The organism is Chloroherpetonaceae bacterium (assembly GCA_025056565.1).
Classification (GTDB): Bacteria; Bacteroidota; Chlorobiia; order Chlorobiales; family Thermochlorobacteraceae; genus Thermochlorobacter.
Map to the genome: position 1 here is coordinate 1 of JANWWA010000021.1, position 19,852 is coordinate 19,852.

Annotated in this window: 15 protein-coding genes; 4 read left to right on the forward strand and 11 right to left on the reverse strand. The window is 49.2% G+C overall.

Going from position 1 to position 19,852, the window contains the following annotated elements:
- Positions 1 to 2,045: peptidylprolyl isomerase (locus NZM05_12100; GenBank protein ID MCS7014354.1), on the reverse strand; the 2,045-nt coding region annotated here is incomplete at its 3' end.
- Positions 2,046 to 2,144: 99 nt separating this feature from the next.
- On the opposite strand from NZM05_12100, the gene NZM05_12105 reads away from it, so the two are divergent.
- Positions 2,145 to 3,266, forward strand: coding sequence for a glycosyltransferase (locus tag NZM05_12105; protein ID MCS7014355.1), 1,122 nt, complete (start codon positions 2,145 to 2,147; stop codon positions 3,264 to 3,266).
- 39 nt (positions 3,267 to 3,305) lie between these two features.
- Here the strand turns inward: NZM05_12105 and metH are convergent, their stop codons facing one another.
- On the reverse strand, positions 3,306 to 7,181 hold the full coding sequence (gene metH, locus NZM05_12110) for a methionine synthase (protein MCS7014356.1): 3,876 nt from the start codon (positions 7,179 to 7,181) through the stop codon (positions 3,306 to 3,308).
- Between the two features lie 6 nt (positions 7,182 to 7,187).
- On the opposite strand from metH, the gene NZM05_12115 reads away from it, so the two are divergent.
- Positions 7,188 to 7,343, forward strand: coding sequence for a hypothetical protein (locus NZM05_12115; GenBank protein ID MCS7014357.1), 156 nt, complete (start codon positions 7,188 to 7,190; stop codon positions 7,341 to 7,343).
- Positions 7,344 to 7,452: 109 nt separating this feature from the next.
- Here the strand turns inward: NZM05_12115 and NZM05_12120 are convergent, their stop codons facing one another.
- Positions 7,453 to 8,097, reverse strand: coding sequence for a sterol desaturase family protein (locus NZM05_12120; protein ID MCS7014358.1), 645 nt, complete (start codon positions 8,095 to 8,097; stop codon positions 7,453 to 7,455).
- A gap of 223 nt (positions 8,098 to 8,320) precedes the next feature.
- The gene (locus NZM05_12125) at positions 8,321 to 8,761 is read right to left on the reverse strand and encodes a hypothetical protein (GenBank protein ID MCS7014359.1); all 441 of its coding nucleotides are present in this window, start codon (positions 8,759 to 8,761) and stop codon (positions 8,321 to 8,323) included.
- 86 nt (positions 8,762 to 8,847) lie between these two features.
- Between NZM05_12125 and nspC the strand changes: the two genes are divergently transcribed.
- Positions 8,848 to 9,987, forward strand: a complete 1,140-nt coding sequence (nspC, locus tag NZM05_12130; GenBank protein ID MCS7014360.1) for a carboxynorspermidine decarboxylase — start codon at positions 8,848 to 8,850, stop codon at positions 9,985 to 9,987.
- A 63-nt stretch (positions 9,988 to 10,050) separates the two neighbouring features.
- Positions 10,051 to 10,413, forward strand: coding sequence for a metalloregulator ArsR/SmtB family transcription factor (locus NZM05_12135; GenBank protein ID MCS7014361.1), 363 nt, complete (start codon positions 10,051 to 10,053; stop codon positions 10,411 to 10,413).
- Positions 10,414 to 10,783: 370 nt separating this feature from the next.
- Here the strand turns inward: NZM05_12135 and NZM05_12140 are convergent, their stop codons facing one another.
- The 7 genes from NZM05_12140 to NZM05_12170 all read right to left on the reverse strand — a co-directional run.
- Positions 10,784 to 11,215: an RNA polymerase subunit sigma-24 gene (locus NZM05_12140; protein ID MCS7014362.1), complete on the reverse strand. Its 432-nt coding sequence runs from the start codon at positions 11,213 to 11,215 to the stop codon at positions 10,784 to 10,786.
- Positions 11,216 to 11,330: 115 nt separating this feature from the next.
- The gene (gene purL, locus NZM05_12145) at positions 11,331 to 13,607 is read right to left on the reverse strand and encodes a phosphoribosylformylglycinamidine synthase subunit PurL (GenBank protein ID MCS7014363.1); all 2,277 of its coding nucleotides are present in this window, start codon (positions 13,605 to 13,607) and stop codon (positions 11,331 to 11,333) included.
- A 101-nt stretch (positions 13,608 to 13,708) separates the two neighbouring features.
- Complete coding sequence (locus NZM05_12150; protein MCS7014364.1) at positions 13,709 to 14,917, reverse strand: hypothetical protein; 1,209 nt, start codon at positions 14,915 to 14,917, stop codon at positions 13,709 to 13,711.
- A gap of 31 nt (positions 14,918 to 14,948) precedes the next feature.
- Positions 14,949 to 15,434 (reverse strand): hypothetical protein, encoded by a 486-nt coding sequence (locus tag NZM05_12155; GenBank protein MCS7014365.1) that lies wholly within the window; start codon positions 15,432 to 15,434, stop codon positions 14,949 to 14,951.
- Between the two features lie 61 nt (positions 15,435 to 15,495).
- A complete protein-coding gene (locus NZM05_12160) occupies positions 15,496 to 16,332 on the reverse strand; it encodes a hypothetical protein (GenBank protein MCS7014366.1) in 837 nt (278 codons plus the stop codon).
- A 10-nt stretch (positions 16,333 to 16,342) separates the two neighbouring features.
- On the reverse strand, positions 16,343 to 17,395 hold the full coding sequence (locus NZM05_12165; GenBank protein ID MCS7014367.1) for a hypothetical protein: 1,053 nt from the start codon (positions 17,393 to 17,395) through the stop codon (positions 16,343 to 16,345).
- Between the two features lie 16 nt (positions 17,396 to 17,411).
- Positions 17,412 to 19,852: hypothetical protein (locus tag NZM05_12170; protein ID MCS7014368.1), on the reverse strand; the 2,441-nt coding region annotated here is incomplete at its 5' end.

A 19,852-nucleotide genomic window follows, 5' to 3' on the forward strand; every position in this document is an offset into this window, starting at 1 on the left:
CGTCCTCGCTTTTCATCTACAATTTGCTTGCGCAGGGTTGCTTTTTCTGCTTCAAAATCTTCGTCTTTACCCGTCTGCTTTTCGGAGAGTACGGCCAGCATCACGCCACGATTGGTGTCAATTGGCTTAGACAGTGTGCCGACACTTAGCACCGACAGGGCTGCTGCAACACTGGGGTCATAACCAATGCCTTGAATGTTTGGCACCGAGAGCGTCACCGTGCCAGTTTCTCGAATCTGCAGCAAGGAGTCAAGCTGCACCGCGCGCTCTAAGCTGCCCTCGCATTTTGCCAGCATCTCTTCGGCTAGCTTACGCAAGTCCTGCATCTTTCGCTCGCGAATGATTTTTGATTTTAGCTCTCGCTTCAGGTCTTCATCATACTTGCGATAACCATCATCGTTTATCGCCGTGAGCTGCATTACCACAAAGCCATCTTTGGCTTGAATGACGGGGCTAATTTCATTGAGCTTGGCTTTAAATCCCCACTGAGCCATTGCATTGCTGTAGCCAATGATTGGCACATAGCCGTATCGCGAAAAGATACCTGTCTCACGCACCGTGTAAAATGCGCGCTGTGCGGCGCTATCGAAGCCAATTTCACGTGCATTGAACTCAAATTCACTGGCAATACGACGTTGCTTTTCAATGGTGGAAGGGCTGGGCACGATTTTCTTTACCAGCTCAATGCCTTTGATTTCGCGACGGTCGCGCCCTGTAACTTTAATGATGTGAATGCCGAACTGTGTTTGCACGGGTCCAACCAGTTCACCGACCTTTGCCTTGTAGCAGGCTTCCTCGAAAGGCTTGACCATTCTGCCCCGTCCAAACCAGTTGAGGTCACCCCCTCGTGCAGCGGAACCTGGGTCAGCTGATTTTTCGCGTGCCAATTTTTCAAAATCTTCGCCTTTCTTAAGTCTTGCCATGAGCGCTTTGGCTTCGGCTATAGCTTTGGCAGTGTCCGCCTTGGTGTTTCCATTTGGCTTAATGAGAATATGCGAGGCTCTGACCATCTCCTCGCCATCAGTTTTTACAGAAGTAATTTTGATGAGCTTGAACTGATTAGTGGTAAAGTCCTGCACAGGTCCCAGCACTGTGCCTTTTTTCACATCGGGCTTGAAGACTAGCGTATCAATTTCAACGGGTAATTGCCCGCGTGGCAAGACCTTCTCTACCAGTGCTTCATCGCTATGCAAGCGCACAAAGTCTGTGTCGTTTGATGTGGTCTCGAACTCTTTTTTCAGCTCTTCCAGCTCTTTTTTGATGAGCTGCTTATCGTCTTCGGTGGGGTCAGTTGGAAAAAAGACATATTTGGCTTCTCTGGTCGGCTCTTGCCTGTATTCTTCTCGATGCTCGTTGAAGTAGGCCTTGATGTCAGCCTCAGAGACATAGTAGGCACTGTCCGGCTTTGCGCGCGACATATCAAACAGCACATACTTGGCCTTCAGAGAGGTTTTTTGTGCATCGAACTTCTGGCGTGCTTCAGCATCCGTTGCCCGCATGGTCTCTAAGAGCAATTGCTGGAGCTTTTCTTGCAACTTTTGCTGGCGCACAAATTGCTCCACTTGAATCCAAGCTTGCTTGTTGCGTGGGTCTGCGATGGCATTGTTGAGCTTTTCACGGTCAATTTTGCCCGTTTCAGGGTTGCGGAACTGCTGCGCAATCACAAAGGGGGGATTGTCTGAGAAAATCTCACTGGTGATCTCTTCATCGGTTACCTTCAGACCCAATTTCTCATACTCTTCGCCCAGCAAGATTTTCATTACCAGCGACTCCCACACCTGCTCTTGCATACGCGCTTCAGCTTGGTCATCAAGGTCTTGACCTTTCAGTTGCTGGCGATACTGGTCAAGGTAGTTGCGATAGAGCGACTCAAACTCCTTAAACGGGATAGGCTTGCCATTGACCACACCAATATCTGTTCCTCGCCGTGCGCTCATGCCTGAAAAATTCATTCCCCATTCAAAGACGATGGTGATTAGAAATGCGCCGACCAGCACATACAGCACGATGTGCATCTTGTCGCGCATTTTACTCATAACCGCCATAGTTAATCGTGTTTAAGTTTTTGTTTGCGCGCTTTTTGCTTCAATTTTGAAACAGAAAGCCGCAAATATAAATTGCAACACTTAAACTCCAAACCTTAGATGACTGAAACGTTCTTTTGGATTACTGCAACGCTTCTGGTGCTCTACGCTCTCCAGAAGCTGGTTATCACTGCAGGGCTTTTTCGTTTGCCGAAACGTCGTCAGTGGGATACTCTTCCAATGGTTACGGTCGTGGTCGCGGCCCGTAACGAAGAAAAAAACATCGCTCGCACCCTTGATTCACTTGTGCAGCTTGACTACCCCAAAGAAAAGTTGGAAATTATCGTTAGTGATGGCGCTTCTACGGATCGCACTTGTGAGATTGTCTCCCAATATGCAGCGCGCTACAGCTTCATCACACTTCACCATGCTGACCAGAATCAACCCATTCGTGGCAAAGCCAACGCCATTCATCAAGCTGTGCTTCGTGCCCGCGGCGAGTTTATTATGATGACCGATGCCGACTGCACTGTTCAGCCTACTTGGATACGCCACACCTTGTCTTACTTTACTGACGATGTCGGCTTAGTCTGTGGCATAACCATTCCGCGCCCTACTGATGCCTTTGCAACGATTCAAATGCTGGACTGGTGCTACATTCTGGGTGTTAGCTCTGGACGCGCTTCTATCGGCTTCCCTATTGGCGGCATTGGCAACAACTTCAACTTCCGCAAAACGACCTACCACGAAATCGGCGGCTATGCCAAGCTGCGTTTTAGCGTTACGGAAGATTTTGCCCTGTTTCAAGCCATCTTGCGCTCACGCTGGAAAATCGTCTTTCCAATTCTTTACGAGACGCATAACCAGACTGAGCCAATGCCGACGTTTTCAGAACTCTATGAACAAAAGAAACGCTGGTCGCTCGGTGGCTTAGATGCCAGTTTAGTGCATGCCTTTCTTGCAGGGTTTATGTTCTTTGCCCATCTCTTTCCTGTGCTGGCATTTTTTATTCTGCCGCTCACAACCGCTCTTGCGCTGCTTGGTCTCAAGCTGCTCTCCGATGCGTTGCTACTTTTACCTGTCTTGGTTCGCCTCCGCCAAGTTCGCACTCTGTGGGCTTTTCCGCTCTTTGAGCTTTACTATTTTCTTTTTGTTTTCGCTGCACCGCTTATCTTGTCGCTCAGTCGCAATGTGGTCTGGAAAGGTATTGACTACAATTTGCTCGAGCTGCGGCGGTCGTAATTTTCACCCTGTTTTTATACCACACTGCGGTCTTTTTTACTATGCGGCACTGGCTTTAGTGGCAACTGAAGCAGGGTCGTAGTTTAAGTTTTGTGCCAGCCAGCGCTCGACTTCCTCAATCGTCATTCCCTTGCGCTGCGCATAATCCTCGACTTGATCTCGACCAATCTTGCCGACACCAAAATACACGGCCTCGGGGTGCGCAAAATACCACCCAGAGACCGATGCCGCTGGATACATTGCAAAGTTTTCTGTCAGGACAATCCCCACCCGCTCTTCAACTCCAAGCAAGTCAAAGAGCAAGCGCTTTTCAGTGTGGTCAGGGCAAGCTGGATAGCCGGGTGCTGGACGAATGCCTTGATATTTTTCTTCAATTAAATCGTCGTTGGTTGTTTGCTCATTTGGCGCATAGCCCCAATACTCCGTGCGCACTTTCTTATGCAGCATTTCCGCAAAGGCTTCTGCTAACCTATCTGCTAAGGCTTTTGCCATAATTGCATTGTAGTCGTCTTTTGCGTCTTCGAACTCCTTCACCAGCGCTTCTAAGCCGATACCCGCCGTTACGGCAAAGCCACCGATGTAGTCAATTAGCCCCGTTGACTTGGGTGCGACATAGTCAGCCAGCGCACGATTGGCGCGTTCTGCTCCCTTTTCGTTCTGCTGACGCAAGGTATGGAACACGGTGAGTACCTTCGAGCGTCCTTCATCGGCATAGACCTCAATGTCGTCTCCAATTGCGTTTGCGGGGAACAAGCCCAACACTCCCCTTGCCGTGAGCAAGTTTTCCGCCACGATGCGCTCCAGCAGTCGATTGGCATCACGGAAAAGCCGCTGCGCTTCTTCACCCACGACCTCATCGTGCAAAATATGTGGATAGCGTCCAGCCAGTTGCCAAGTCTGGAAGAATGGTGTCCAGTCAATATAGCTGCAGAGTTCAGCCAGCGAGACTCGTTCTAGCACCGTAATACCCAGCTGCTTTGGTTTGTAGATGTCTTCAGCGCGCCAAGTGATTGGCGTGCGATTTTCACGTGCTTCCGATAGCGACAGGTATTTTCGCACGACGCGCTTTTTGAAGTGCGCTTCTCGAAGTTCATCATACTCGGCTTTGACTTGCGCCACAAATCGCTCTTTTTCTTCGGGCGTTACCAGACTTTGCACCACTGGCACACTGCGCGACGCATCTAACACATGCACTACAGGGCCTGAGTAATTCGGCGCAATTTTTACTGCAGTGTGAATCTTAGAGGTGGTAGCGCCGCCAATCAGCAAGGGAATCTTAAAGCCGAGCCGCTCCATTTCTTTTGCGACGTGCACCATTTCATCCAGTGAGGGCGTAATTAGCCCAGAAAGCCCGATAATGTCCACTTGCTCCTTCCTTGCGGTCTCCAAGATTTTGTCGGCTGGCACCATTACACCTAAGTCAATTACCTCGAAGTTGTTGCACGCCAGCACAACGCTCACAATGTTTTTGCCAATGTCGTGCACATCACCTTTGACCGTTGCCATCAACACTTTTGCCGCTGCTTTGGCACTTGGATTTTTCGCCTTCTCTGCTTCAATGAATGGCACAAGGTGCGCCACCGACTTTTTCATTACGCGTGCCGACTTTACCACTTGTGGCAGAAACATTTTTCCCGCGCCGAAGAGGTCGCCCACGATATTCATTCCGTCCATCAGCGGCCCTTCAATCACTGCCAGTGGCGAGGGATACTTTTGGCGTGCTTCTTCAGTGTCTTCCACGATATAAGTATCAATGCCTTTAATGAGCGCATACTTTAAGCGCTCTTCTACGGTGCCTTTGCGCCACTCTTCTTCTTGGGCGGTGCTAACTTTTGCCTCTGAGCGCTTTTTTAGCGCTTCTGCAAACTCCACTAAACGCTCTGTCGCATCAGGGCGACGGTTCAATAAGACATCTTCAACTCGCTCTAATAGCTCCTTGTCGATTTCTTCATACACTTCAATCATTCCTGCATTGACAATGCCCATATCTAGCCCTGCCCGAATGGCGTGGTAGAGAAACGCCGAATGCATCGCTTCGCGCACAGGATTGTTGCCCCTGAACGAGAAAGAGATGTTTGAGATGCCACCCGACACCTTCGCATAAGGTAAGTTTTCTTTAATCCATCTAGTTGCTCTAATGAAATCAACGGCATAGTTGTTGTGTTCTTCAATCCCAGTGGCGACCGTCAGAATATTTGGGTCAAAGATGATGTCCTGTGGTGGAAAGCCGACTTCCTTTGTGAGAATATCGTAAGCGCGTTTGCAGATTTCGATTTTACGCTCAAACGTATCCGCTTGCCCTCGCTCATCAAACGCCATGACGACGACTGCTGCCCCGTATTCCATCACCTTGCGTGCATACTCCTTGAATTTTTCTTCACCTTCTTTCAGTGAGATGGAATTGACAATTGCTTTGCCCTGCACGCAGCGTAGCCCTGCTTCAATTACCGACCACTTCGAGGAATCAATCATAATCGGCACCCGTGCAATATCAGGCTCCGAAGCAATGAGATTGAGAAACGTGGTCATTGCCGCCTCGGAGTCAATCATTCCTTCGTCCATATTGACATCAAGAATCTGCGCACCGTTCTCGACTTGCTGACGCGCAATTGCAAGTGCTTCCTCAAACTTTTGCTCTTTGATGAGCTTTGCAAACTTCGGCGAACCTGTCACATTGGTGCGCTCCCCGATGTTGATAAAGCCTGTCTCTGGTGTGACCACTAAGGGCTCGAGACCTGCCAGTTGCATATACGTCGAGCGGGGTTTTGGCCGGCGTGGCTTATGCCGAGCAGCGACTTCCACAAACGCCTTGATGTGCTCAGGTGTCGTGCCGCAACAGCCACCGATGATGTTTACAAACTCGTTTTTCAAAAAGTCTTCAAACTGTGCTGCCATATACTCGGGCGTCTCATCATACTCGCCGAAAGTATTGGGCAAGCCTGCATTGGGGTAAAGACTGGTGTAGCACGATGCAATTTTTGCCAGCGTCTCAATAAATGGTCGCATCTGCGCTGAGCCTAAGGCACAGTTCAACCCGACACTCAGCAGATTCGGCGCATGTGAAATAGAAATCCAGAACGCCTCGGTCGTCTGCCCAGAAAGTGTTCGACCGCTCTGGTCGACAATTGTGCCTGAAATCATAACTGGCACGCGACGCCCTACAGTATCAAAGTATCTCTGAATGGCTGCAATAGCGGCTTTTGTGTTGAGCGTATCGGTAATGGTCTCTATGAGCAAAAGGTCAACGCCACCGTCCATCAAGCCGCAGACTTGCTCGTAATACGCCTCAAAAAGCTGCTGGAAAGTTACTGCGCGAAAGCCGGGGTTATTTACATCGGGCGACATTGAAGCCAGCTTGTTGGTCGGACCGATTGCACCAGCCACAAAACGTGGTTTATCGGGTGTCTTTTGCATCGCTTCCTGCACCGCTTCTCTTGCCAGCTGTGCTGACTTAAAGTTCATTTCATAGACAAGGTGCTCCATCACATAATCGGCTTGTGAGATGCGATTGGCGCTAAAAGTGTTGGTCTCAATGATGTCTGCACCTGCTTCAAGGTATTGGCGATGAATTTCTTTGATGATTTGCGGTTGTGTCAGGGAGAGTAGCTCATTATTTCCCTTGAGTGCGCCTTTGGGCGGTGCAGCCTGATGTCCATGTGCGGGGTGATTGCAGTGATGCCCGTCTCGCTCTACCCCCGTGCCAGACTGGGCATGCGCTTCATGCAGAACCTCATCGAGCTTGCGCTCCATCGCTTCAGCCACAGGGTCGTGTGGCTGCTCTGGATTGAAGTCTTTGAAGCGCTCTCCACGGTAGTCTTCTTCGGTGAGCTTATAGCGCTGAATCATTGTGCCCATTGCGCCATCGAGAACCAGAACGCGCGTTTTCAGCAGCTCGTGAATTGTCGGCTGTGGCATATCGCTATGATTGAAGTTGGACTGCGAAATCGGTATTTCGGCAAGGCGAGGGTAGAAAACAAAAAAGCCTCTCCGATCTGGAAAGGCAGCCGTGTGAAGCGATTACTGGACACGACCCCATTCGGAGCGACTTTCGAGCGTCTCGCCGCCGAAAGCCTTTAACGCCGTGTCCATACCTAATGGCGCGTTAAAGTATTCAAAATATACGCAAGATATACATCGTTTTCAAAAATGACAAAGCGGCAAGAGGAGTTTGCCGCTTTGCTTTCCTTCAATCCGTCAAGTCTTCTGCTCTCTTGGGTGCAGCCTTGAAGTGCGTGCGGAACACGTAGTCCCATAGCGGCGAGCTAACCCCATAACCCTCATTTGGCGACTGGAAGTGATGCCGCATGTGATGACGGCGGAGGTATCCCCAAATACCTCCCTTAATTGGGAAGTGATGCACGGCGTAATGTCCAATGTCGTAAATGAGGTAGCCAGTTACAAACCCGGCCATAAATGCAGGCGCCAGCGTCTCACCTATCGTAAAGTAAAAGAGTGTATAGAACACCACAGCCAGTGGCAAGCTCACGGGTAGTGGCATCACCAGCCGCCACGCATCACTGGGATAGTCGTGGTGCACACCGTGCAGAATCCAGATTATTCGCTTCCCCCATGCTGATTTTGGCTTGTAGTGAAACACGAAGCGATGCAGTGTGTATTCGGTAAATGTCCACGCAACCATGCCTGCCACAAGCAGCAGCACTGTTACCCCAACGCTCACGCTGTAGCTGGCAACTGAGATATACACTAACACCAGCACAAGCGGCACATATACCCAGAGTGGCGATGTCCAGTGCCAGCGCGACAGGGCATCGACAAAATCATTTTCAAACATACGGGGGGATTCGTTTTTATTGGACACGTAAAGCTTCATTTTCACCCAGTTTTTGTTACAAAAATCGGTCAGCCCTTTTCTTCTGCGAGCTGCCCCTACGCAAATACACGAAAGGAGTTGCAGTGCAAATATACAAATTGCATCGCTACGGGCAGTTGCTCACTGCATCAACGCCAAAGGTCAGCTTCGCTGCAGGGCTTTCTTTTTGGGTTAGAGGGGAAAAGGTAATCTGTTTTCTCACCTTCGCCTGAAAAAGGTAGGCTTAATTTTTCGGGAAGTTGGTCCGCAAGCGCGGGAATATCGGCGAAAACCCTTGCTCACGGTAGGCATCCATCACAGCGCGGTATGATTCAATTAGGTTGAGAAAGTCGTCACAGATTTTATCAAATTCACTAAGCAGCTTGCGCAGCTCTTCTTTCTCACCCATTTGGGCAACAGCTTGAATCTGCCCTGCAAGATTATGCAAAAACGCGTGCATCTGTTTGAACTCCTGATAGACTGGCTCTTGGCTGTAGAGCTTATCGCCTACATTTTGAATCCATTGTCCGATTGGGCTTTTTTCAGGCCGGTTAGGATAGACCTCGTCCCAGCTGCTCATCCCATTCGCCGCAGAGCGCACTTTCATCTTCCAAGTGAGAAAATTTGTGCGCACAATTGCCATATCAATCGGTGCAGTGCGTAGAATCTTTGATTTGTCCTCCATTGTTTCTCTCTTGTTTTTAAAAAAGTTCCGCAAACTTAGATTTGCGCTGTTTTTTCGCAAAACTTTTTCTCTGGATTCACAAGACGATGGCAATTGATTTTTCGTGTGTGCCCAATCCGTGCTATGTGATTGAGGAAGCGCGCCTCAGACAAAATCTGGAAACGATTTCCTACGTTGCAAAGTCTGCTGGCGTAGAAATTATCCTTGCCTTGAAAGGTTTTGCACTTTGGAAAACTTTTCCCATCGTGCGCCAATATGTGCGCACCGCAACGGCAAGCTCTCTCAATGAAGCCCGACTTTGCGTGGAAACCTTTGGTGAAAAAGCGCACATTTATTGCGTGGCAATTGATGACCGAGACATTGATGCGCTGCTGGACTGTGCCTCGCACATTACATTTAACTCCTTTTCGCAGTTTGAGCGCTTCAAGCATAAAGCCCGTGCTAAAGGCGTCAGCATTGGCCTTCGTGTCAATCCTGAGCATCGTGAAGTACAAACTGACCTTTACAATCCCTGCTCGCCTTATTCGCGCTTAGGTTTGACGGCTGAGCATTTTCAGAATGGATTGCCCTCAGAAATTGAAGGCTTGCATCTGCACGGACTTTGCGAAAACGATTCCTTTGCCTCAGAACGAATGCTTAACGCCTTTGAAGAGAAGTTCGGCAAGCTATTTTCGCAGCTTAGGTGGGTTAATTTAGGTGGCGGGCATCTTATTACGCGCAAAGGCTACGACACGGCACATTTTATCTCTGTGCTGAAAGCCTTCAAGGCGCGTTATCCACATCTGCAAGTTATTTTAGAGCCCGGCGGCGCGTTTGCTTGGCAAACTGGCTACCTTGTTAGCAAAGTTCTCGATATCGTTGAGAATCGTGGCGTCAAGACCGCTATCGTCAATGTCTCCTTTACCGACCACATGCCTGATTGCTTGGAGATGCCTTACAAGCCCAGCATTTTGGGCGCAATTCCAGAGTATCGCAAGGGACTTTGCAACTACCGAATTGGCGGACTGTCGTGTTTAGCTGGTGATTTTATGACAGAGTATGCTTTCGAGAAACCCCTACAAGTCGGAGACCTTATTGTGTTCGAGGATATGATTCATTACACCATCGTCAAAACCACGATGTTCAACGGCATCTCACATCCAGCTCTCGGAATGTGGACAGCAGACAATCAGTTTACTCTTTTCCGTTCTTTTGATTATGAGGACTACAAAAACCGAATGAGTTAAATTTTTGCGATTTCTGCTGAATTTAGCTACATTAGCCTTGAATAACTATACAGCCATACAACTATGCCACAACGACATTCTAAATACGCAGCGCACGTTGCGGAAATGACCGACGAAAAGCTCGCTCAGGTCGCAGCACGCTTCCGTGTGCTTGGCGAGCCAGCTCGTCTGAAAATTCTCCGCACAATCTGCAGCGAAGAAAAAAATGTGCAACAAATCGTTGCAGAAACCCAGATGGGTCAAGCTAATGTCTCTAAGCATCTTTCGCTGATGTATGAGCACGGCATCGTAGAGCGGCGTAAAGAAGGTCTTAATTGCTACTACAGGCTTGCTGACGATACAATCTTTGAAATCTGCCAGATTGCTTCCAAAGGCGTGGAACGCAACTTGCTCACTAAGCTGCGCCAGTTTCAGCTAAAGACATAGCGCACTTACTTGCTTCTCTTTTACCCACCTTTTGTTTAGAGTTTGGAGCAGCCCTCGAGAGCTGCCTTTCCTTTTGTTTGAAGCTGCTTATGTTGCGCAAAGAACAATTTTGATGCACGTTCAGCCTAGCTCTACATCGGCGGATTATGTCCGTTTCAGTCGCAGCGCCTTCGCCATACGAATTAGAACGTGGCAAACCGATGCCAAGCAAAAATCACGCCCTTATTCAGCTCTGATTAGGCTACCTTTGCCGACGATACTACAGGCATTTCTGTCAAGCTGCAAGATATATTTTCGTAATTTTGTCCTACCTTCCAAATAAAAAAGCCACTGAGTAAACAGTGGCTTTTTGCGTTTGTTGTGCCTTTCTTCAGTTCACCTTTTCAGTTGCTTCTTGGCAGACCAGTTTTCGTCCCCAGTGCAACCAGAGTCGCACGGTGGTCAGTGGCTGCTCTATGACCTGCGCAATCTCAGTGTGTGAAAGTCCAGCTATCTCTGCCAAAAGCATTGCCATCTTGAAGTCAGCTGCTTTGGTAATCATTGCGCGTGCGACTTCTTGGTCATCGACGATCACGCTCGGGTCTTGCTCAATTGTTGCTTCCTGACCGAAAGAACGCAGGTAGGCATTGCGAAACGCTTTGAAAAGCCCTACGGCTGTTTCACTTCTGCCACCTTGCAGGTAAGTTTGACTTACTAGCATACCTGCCGTCGCTTCATTGCCACACATCCAATATGCCAAGTTATAGACATCATCAATGCGGTCTATCATCGCAGGCTGGTTTGCTTCGAGTTGAAAGCTCATACCCATTCTCCTCACAGTTAGTTTGAAGTTGACTGTTACTGATTTGTGGTCAATATAGTGCGAGCCGCAGTGAATGTCAAGTCATTGGTTTTTCTTTTGTTAGTTTAGATTCCGTCTAAACCGTCCTTGGCTCTGTCAGCCTGCTTTCCAGTGCAAAGAAGTAAGCTTTATGTAGCTCTTCTACCTGCGCGTTCAGAACCACTTTGCCGTTTACCGAGAGCATAGCGACCCTTCTTTGCGTGCGTCCTACTTTTTGGTATGGCAGTTGGAACTGCTCCAGCAGTAACTCCAGTTCAGCTTGCTTTTCGGGTGCGACGCTCACCACCACACGTCCTTGTGCTTCTGAGAATAGTACGCTCTGAATTGCTGTATCGGTTTGCTCTGCAGTCAAATTCACTTCAAAGCCCATTTGGTGCTCACTATTCATCATTGCGCACTCCGCCAATGCTACAACTAAGCCTCCGTCCGAGATATCGTGCGCTGAACGCAGCAGCTTTTGCCTTGCAGCCTCGACCAGAAAATCTTGCAAAGCCTTTTCTCTATCGAGGTCGCATGGCGGCGCATCCGTCCCAAGCTCACCGTAGTAGTAAGCAATAAACTCTGACCCATTTAGATCTGTCGCAACTTCCCCGATGAGATAGATTGCATCGTTTTCCTCTTTGAAGGTGGCTGTTATGATATGCTCGACATTTTCAATCAGTCCTATCATTCCGATTGTTGGGGTCGGATAGACGGCGATGCTTTCTCCACCAAGCGTGGATTCATTGTAGAAGCTGACATTGCCACCTGTAACGGGCGTTTCAAATTTTGTGCAGGCTTCACCCATTCCTGCGACTGCTTCCTTGAACTGAAAATAAACCTCTGGTTTGTAAGGGTTGCCAAAATTGAGACAGTTTGTGATGGCAAGCGGTTTTGCGCCTGTACAAGCAATGTTACGTGCACATTCTGCTACAGCAATTTGTGCTCCACGACGCGGATTGAGGTAGACATACTTTGCGTTGCAGTCGATCTTCATTGCTAAGGCTTTTGTTGTGCCTTTGATTCTAACTACAGCTGCATCCGCAATACCTGCTCCTACGACTGTGTTAGTACGCACCATTGTGTCGTATTGCTCAAATATCCAGTGTTTGCTGGCAATGTTGGGGCGAGCCAGCATCGCAAAAATTTCTTTCTGGAAGTCTATCTCAGTGTCTGGCTTGAGTGGCGGGAACTTCACATCTGGCTTTTTTTCCTTCGCGTCACGGTAATAGACAGGTGCTCCGCCCCCTAAGACCAGTGCTGGCGCTGGAATTTCAGCCTTAAGTTCTCCGTGATGCCATACGCGCAGCATTCCATCACTTGTCACCTTGCCAATTACGACGGCACTGAGGTCCCACTTTGCAAAAATGTCAATAATCTTTTGCTCGTAGCCTTTCTTTGCCACAATCAGCATTCGCTCCTGCGACTCAGAGAGCATTATTTCGTAAGCGGTCATATTTTTTTCTCGTGTGGGCACAAGGTCAAGATTTAGTTCCATTCCGCCGATGCCCGTTTTTTCAATTGCGCGTGCCGACATCTCAGATGAAGAGCAAGTTAGTCCTGCTGCTCCCATATCCTGAATGCCAACTACATAGCCGCTCTCAATTGCCTCGAGTGTCGCTTCCAGTAGGAGTTTTTCAGTAAAGGGGTCTCCGACCTGCACACTTGGGCGCTTGTCTTCTGATGCCTCAGACAGCTCTTCTGATGCAAATGTAGCGCCGTGAATGCCGTCTCGCCCTGTTGCTGCGCCTACAATCAAGACGGGATTGCCCTCGCCGCTTGCAATGGCCCGCGCCACTTTGTGATGCTCCACAATCCCTACGGACATTGCATTCACAAGAGGGTTATACTGGTAGCAGTCGTCAAAGTAGACCTCACCGGCGACGGTTGCAACGCCAAATGAATTGCCATAATCGCCGATGCCACGCACGACCCCTTCCAACAAATACTGCACGCGTGCATCAGCCGGGTTACCGAACCGCAGCGAGTTCAGTGCAGCAATTGGTCGAGCGCCCATTGTGAAAATATCCCGATGAATGCCGCCGACCCCCGTCGCTGCACCTTGATACGGCTCAATCGCAGAAGGGTGATTGTGCGATTCAATCTTGAACGCCACTGCTAAACCATCACCAATATCTACCAGTCCAGCATTTTCTTCACCTGCTTTAGCAAGTAGGTGTTTCCCACTTCGTGGTAAGGTTCTTAGCACCGCAATTGAATTTTTGTAGCTGCAGTGCTCTGACCACATTACGGCAAAGATACCCAGCTCCGTATAGGTTGGCGTGCGCCCCAGTATTTGCAAAATCTTCTCGTATTCTTCTTCCAGTAAACCGTGCTGCTTAGCAAGCTCGAGCGTAACGGTGGGTTCGGTCATGTTGCAGTTTAGTTTTGATTTTTGCGGTGCAAATTTCAGTGCTGAAAATAAAAAAGCCTTTGTAGGAGACTACAAAGGCTTGCGACACTCCTGCGTATAGGTTACTTCTTTTCTTCTTTCTTCTCTTCGGGTTTCTTTTCCTCAGGTTTTGCAGGCTCTGTTTCCTTCAAGATGGCACGCAACTGCTGCAGATTCTTTTCAATATCCTGACGACGGCGACGCAATTCTTCAATCTTGCGTGCAGTGGACTCCTTGTCGTCTCCAATATCTTCCAGCTTGCGCAAGATGATGTCAGAGCCTTGTGAGCCTGTGGTGAAGTCAATGAGGCTGGGGTCAGCAGTAGAGCCAAATGCAATCGGCAAGATGTTAAACTGCACGCCAAAGAGTGCTCGCCACTCTGTGTAGTTCGTGGGTGCATTTGGCGGCCGACGCACAATACCGAACGGCCCATACTGCGTCCTGTCCTCTCTGCCCGCTAGTTGATAGTCAAAGCCTAAGGTCAGAGCAAGAAACTCTACGGGCTTCAAGCGCACACCTGCAGAAATGAATGTCATACTTTCACGCGTGTAGGCTTGAGCAGGCGGTTCGGAGATATATGCCCAGCCCCAAATCTCGAGCATTAAATCGACAGATGCAGTTGGATACTTAGCCCCAATTGAGTAAGTGATAGCAGCGCTGTTGCTCTCTACTTTGAATGTTTGAGCTGGTGTGTTAGAGATGTTTTTACCTGAGTCGAAGTAGTTGTATAGCCCTAAGTTCAGGTTGAGGTTAAAGGATTCTCTTGGGAAAAGGTTATCGGCGTAGTAAGACAGCAAAAGATTAATTCCCAGCTCTGGGCCGCCAGCTGAGTACGGGTTACCATACTGATTCCAGCGCTGTGCCAGTGGCAGCATTACAGTTGCCATACCGCCGAGATAGACATAGTCGTTGGCGATACCGAACGAAGCGACCTTTGCCGTAAGAAAAATGCGCTCAAAGACATTCGATGCAGCATCTTGATGATGGATGTCAGTATAGACAACAGGGTTGAGTGCTACCAAGATGTTGTTTGTAAAAGCGTAGTCGAGATGAATGGAGTTTGTAACGATGGAGTGTGCAACCAGATTACCCAGTTGCCCCGTGTAAGCTCCAGCAGTTGTATTGAAGTCAAAATGCGAGAAGAAGGTAAGGCTGCCAGACTTCGGGTTCAGTGCTTCCTGTGTGCGAATTAAGCGACTTGCTGCTGTAAAGACATACTGAGCATGAAGCTCACTTACTGTTGCAGCAGAGAGCATTGCAGCCAGCAGAAGCGTAAGTAAGCGTTTTCTCATTTTTCCTCCAATTTAACGTCTTTGGTTTGTTCTATCTGCTAAGTTCTCGGTTCAGGATGACGATGAGGAAAATTGCGTTGACAATGCTAAACACGGCATTTGTAATCGTTACAATCGTGTTTAGCACACTAATTGGTCCACCGGGCACAATGACCGTATCACCTCGCAAAAGGGCTGGGAAACTCTGCTCTCCCGTTTCAATAAACTTCTCTACATCGACGCGCACGACCTTCTCTATCACTGCTGTATCTGCCCTTGCATAGCGGATGATGCGAATGTCATCTAACTTTGCTGTGGTCGCTGGCCCACCAGCGATAGAGAGCAGTGAAACCAAGTCTGTCGCATATGGCACATAATACTTGCCCGGTCTTCCAACCTGACCCCAGAGATTGACATCAATCAGAATCCCTTGCTCTTGACCAAAGAAATATGCTGCTGGCGCAACATTTGGATTCTGAGGTGCTTCACCCTGTGGTGGCGTTCCAAAAACCTGCGCGTTCAGAGTGTTTTGCGCCAAAGTTACGCAAACAAATGCAATGAAACAAAATCTTTTTGCCATTTACACGCAAAATTTATGTTTAATTGATGAGAACACGAAAGCCCAGCAGTTCCGAGACCGCTCCATAAGCACGGTTAATATCTTCTGGGAACGCCTGCACCTGCCAGCGATACTCCACACCATTTTCAAGTCGCTTAAAGACACGCAGCCCGTTTGTGAAGCGGCGTGCGGGGCTCGGCGCTTGATACGCCTGTCCAAAGTTGATGCTTACAGTATCTCGGTCAAAGAAGCTCGAGCCATCGTAGAGAATGGCTACGCAATCTTCCTCAAAGAAGGTATCAAAGCCCCTGAACTCATAGATTTTGAGCACATAAAATCCGCTCACCAGCGGCGGCTTGCGCCACTCAAATCGAATTGTCGTATCCCGACGTGACAGACGCAAAATACCAATCGGTGACAACGGATTGACGCGCTGCGCCAGTCGGTAGCGTTCAGGCAGCGAGCGCTCGCTACGCGCACCACGGCGCGTGTAGGCTTCTACTTGATAGAAGTATTCCACATCTGGTTGCACTGTAGCATCAATAAAGACTGTATCAGGCAACCCTAATGGCTCTTGTGAACCAAGTGGAATTTCGCGCAGAAGTCGAAAGTTAATAGGCACAGCTGTATCGCGTGCGACTTCCGCGGTGCGGAAAATGCGGTAGCCTGCAATATCGCGCTCTGGATTTCTAAACCACTCTAAGCGAATTGCATTTTGTCCAGGCACAGGTCGTATGCCTTGCTCAATGCGTGCCGTGTCTGAGGAGCGTGGCACAAAGCGCGGTCGCTGCGGTGCAGGTGGCTCTGGGTCAGGCGGACAGCCCCACCACACTAAGCATAGCAACGAATAACTCAGCAAGGAGATAATCCGATGCATCGCTTCCTTATTAGAAAAATTCAGCTAGATTGACTGTCAAGCCTACTCGATGAGGCGCGCCCAATTCACTGGACTGATAAGCGTAGTCCAAGTACAAGGCACGGAGCAGGAAAATTCCTGCACCTAAGGTTAAATTTCGGTCATAGCTCCCAACCCGCAATGCCAAGAGGTCTTTGAAGCGATACTCTACGCCAATTGAAGTCAGCCCTTCGTATTTTGTGTCGCGCGTGAGCAGAAAGATGAGTGCGCTAGACAGAAATTCCAGTGGTTGCTTGTAGGAGAAGTGAAAGAGAAAAGAGCGTGGAATTGCCGCTCGCGTGCGCAGATCTGTATTCCAAGAAATCGTGGTGTTGAAGAGGTCTTTAACCGTTAGAGCCAGCACCAAGTCGCCAAAGAGTTGCTTGCCAACTAAGTCACCGAGTTTGAACTTAATCAGTGTGCCCAAATCGACGCCAATGCCATTGCCCGAGAAACTTACGCGGCGGTCTCCCCCAAAGCTTTGTGAGACATACTTAAAGGTTACACCAAGAGGAATTTCAATTGGCAAACGGAAGTATTGCCAGCCGAAATCCACAGTATTGATGATTGTCTTTCCAAGCGACAGGAACAGCGCATCATCATTGCTTGAAAACGTCGCTCCACCATTGTCCAGAATCCCTGCACGAATCTGTCGGAAGTAGTCACCACGCGCTCCAGTTGGCTCATTGGTCAGCGGAATATTGCCTACGCTATTGCGTATCCAATTGAACGATGCGCCGATCCCTGCCCCTAAATCTTGCGAGTAACCGATGTGGAAATAGTTTGAGAGCGGATTGCCAATTGAGCCAAATTGGCTGGAGTACATCGTAGAGACAAACTTACCTTTGATGAGTGCCAATGCAGACGGATTCCAGAAAAATGCAGAGCCATCGGTGTTGTCAATAGGCGTAAATTGTCCCCCAACGCCCAGTGCACGCACGCCCAGTGGAATGTCCAAAAAGGCTGCGGCGTAGCGCTCTTCTTGCGCCTGCACTTCATTGACCAGCAGCAAGCAAATGAGACTGGTGATATGAATTCGCTTCATTCGCATTCGGTTTAGGTTAGCGCAGGCGCGCAATTTTGATTATCTCTTCTTGCACACGGCCGCGCAAGACCACACGCACTTTGGCGTAATAGACCCCATTTGCCACACTGTTGCCACGCTCATCTAAGCCTGTCCACTCGACCACCCTGCCCCCCACCTGTGTAAAAGTGAGGTTAGAGTTGTTCTCGAATCCCGGTGGCGCCACGCCGGGCTGGCGAAAGGTATTAATGAGTCGCCCTGATGCAGTGTAAATCTTTACCTCAAACTCGTCAGCTGGTTCTTGTCCGATGATTTCGTAGCCGATGTAGGTGCGGTCTTCAAACGGATTGGGATACGCTCCATAGACTCGCAAGCGAAATGCGTCTTCTACCACAAAGCGCAGCGTATCGCTCCGACGCACATTGAGGTTTGCGTCGTGAAAGATGAAACAAACCTCATGCCGACCGTTTGGAAACTCATCATCGTAGGTGATGCCTACGCTGTTGGCATTTGGCGTAGCGGTTGGAATGTTCAGTTTTTCCTGAACGGATGCGGAGCTATCGCCGTTGCGAATGACGCGGATGAATCGGCGGTCTAAGTAAATGCCATTTTGGTCTTGCAGCACGGCTACAATGCGTGGTCGGCGCGGTGCAAAGCCGCCAGGAATATACTCCTGTCCCTCAATGCCGAGCGTAATGCGTGGCTGAGTTTGGTCGTTTGTATGCATTACGGCAAATGTACCAAAGCGTTCTGAGGTCAAGATTACTGTGTTAGGGTCAGGCTTTGATTGATTGGGCAGGCGTAGCCAGCGTTCCAACTCTTCTGCAAAAAAGTAAGCATTCACGAATGGGCGACGCGTGGCAAAGTCTCTGGGGTTCAATCGGAGGGTCAAGCGTAGCGGCCGCACAAGCTGCTGCCCTGAATCCAGTGGCGTAATGCGATACGCCAAGCGCAATTCGGTCGTGTCGTTCTGCGATGCAAGACGCACAAATTCATTATCAGGCTGCGCAAACTTTACAGGATTTTCAATGCGTTCTACCCTTAGCAAACCGTCCCGCGAAAAAGTGGCGGGGTCGTAACTGAAAGTGCAGTTTTCATCGATTGACACGCTTGCTGCATTTCTTGTCTGTACCCAGACAAGGTCATACTTTACTTCACGCTGGTTTGAGAGATTATTGCGAGCGTCTGTATCGAAGGCACTGGCTGTATCACCTACAACCTGAACAGCGATGTTGTAGCTCTGCAGTAGTCTAAAATCGCTGGGAATATCAATCGTCGCGCGCGTCTTACCGTTTGCAGGAATTTGCACGCTCGTGCTACCGATTATTCGCCTTGTGGAACGCAGCCGTGGCGGGACATTCTGGAAATTGGAGTTATCGACTGAGTTTTCGTAAAAAATTACGCGTGCGGCAGCCGGTGTATTGCTCCAGTTATAGACCTCTGCCCCAATTGCCACGCGATTGCCATCTGCATAGAAGCCAATGGTAGGATTATCGTAGAATTGATCGAGCCCGCTACGCACTTTCTGCACAGCCGCCACATCGGTTTCATTGCCAATTGTTACGCGCACTTCCTCACTGCGACTTACTTCGCTGCCTGTTTGCACAAGTGCGTAGTATGCGACTGTATTGCCGCGTCGCATTGCGCTTGCAGGAATGCTCGTGGTGGTTGTAAATGTGTTTGGATTATTCCTTGTGGTTTGTAGGTTCGCACTAAAGACCGTCTCAGTCGTCAGCGTTGCGCTGTTTGCACGCGTAACGAACACTGGCACAGTTACGCTTTGCACAGGTTGATTTGCATCAACTCGAACGGTAAAACTCACCGCACGATTTTCCGCAGTGCGAATATCGCTCGATGGCTCTACGCTTCGGATAAATGGTGCAGAGTTACTAAAACGAACAAACCCGCTGACATCACTTCGACCGTCGTCTGAAATGATGTGTGCCTTGAATTGCCCGCCGCCGCGTGCAAAATTTTGAATGTTGGTTCTTGTTATCGCAGGGGGCTGTGGCACTGTGATAACGAGGCTATCGACAAACTGTCCATCTACCACACGTCCAATGCGTCCATTTCTCACTTGAAAAAGAATAGTTGCCGAGGTAACTTCTAAGTTATTTTGGTCGGTAATCCTTCCGTATCCATTTCCGTTGGTAATACCACTGACCGTGCCACGAATCACCAAGCGATTGCCTATGCCAACAATGTGTGTCGGTAAGTTCCAATTAATAGCGGGTGCGCCTGTCGGCGTTGTGCGTCGTGGCAGAGCAAGGCGTAAAGCAGGGTCACCAAACACACCATACTGGTACATCATGGATGGCGCTTGGAAGATGTAGTCGTTGCGAAACCGCAGGTAGTAGCGAATTTTTCCACGAAAGAGCATATCACCAATTGAGAGATCTTGATACCTCTCATTGAGAAGAAATTCATAGATGGACTGCGCCATCAGGAAATCGTTGATAAACCAGCCCAGTCCTGCGG

What these genes read in the sequence shown, in the direction of transcription:
- NZM05_12105 (MCS7014355.1), top strand. Translation starts at nt 2,145, where the DNA reads ATGACTGAAACGTTCTTTTGGATTACTGCAACGCTTCTGGTGCTCTAC.
- metH (MCS7014356.1), bottom strand. Translation starts at nt 7,181, where the DNA reads ATGCCACAGCCGACAATTCACGAGCTGCTGAAAACGCGCGTTCTGGTT.
- NZM05_12115 (MCS7014357.1), top strand. Translation starts at nt 7,188, where the DNA reads ATGATTGAAGTTGGACTGCGAAATCGGTATTTCGGCAAGGCGAGGGTA.
- NZM05_12120 (MCS7014358.1), bottom strand. Translation starts at nt 8,097, where the DNA reads ATGAAGCTTTACGTGTCCAATAAAAACGAATCCCCCCGTATGTTTGAA.
- NZM05_12125 (MCS7014359.1), bottom strand. Translation starts at nt 8,761, where the DNA reads ATGGAGGACAAATCAAAGATTCTACGCACTGCACCGATTGATATGGCA.
- nspC (MCS7014360.1), top strand. Translation starts at nt 8,848, where the DNA reads ATGGCAATTGATTTTTCGTGTGTGCCCAATCCGTGCTATGTGATTGAG.
- NZM05_12135 (MCS7014361.1), top strand. Translation starts at nt 10,051, where the DNA reads ATGCCACAACGACATTCTAAATACGCAGCGCACGTTGCGGAAATGACC.
- NZM05_12140 (MCS7014362.1), bottom strand. Translation starts at nt 11,215, where the DNA reads ATGAGCTTTCAACTCGAAGCAAACCAGCCTGCGATGATAGACCGCATT.
- purL (MCS7014363.1), bottom strand. Translation starts at nt 13,607, where the DNA reads ATGACCGAACCCACCGTTACGCTCGAGCTTGCTAAGCAGCACGGTTTA.
- NZM05_12150 (MCS7014364.1), bottom strand. Translation starts at nt 14,917, where the DNA reads ATGAGAAAACGCTTACTTACGCTTCTGCTGGCTGCAATGCTCTCTGCT.
- NZM05_12160 (MCS7014366.1), bottom strand. Translation starts at nt 16,332, where the DNA reads ATGCATCGGATTATCTCCTTGCTGAGTTATTCGTTGCTATGCTTAGTG.
- NZM05_12165 (MCS7014367.1), bottom strand. Translation starts at nt 17,395, where the DNA reads ATGAAGCGAATTCATATCACCAGTCTCATTTGCTTGCTGCTGGTCAAT.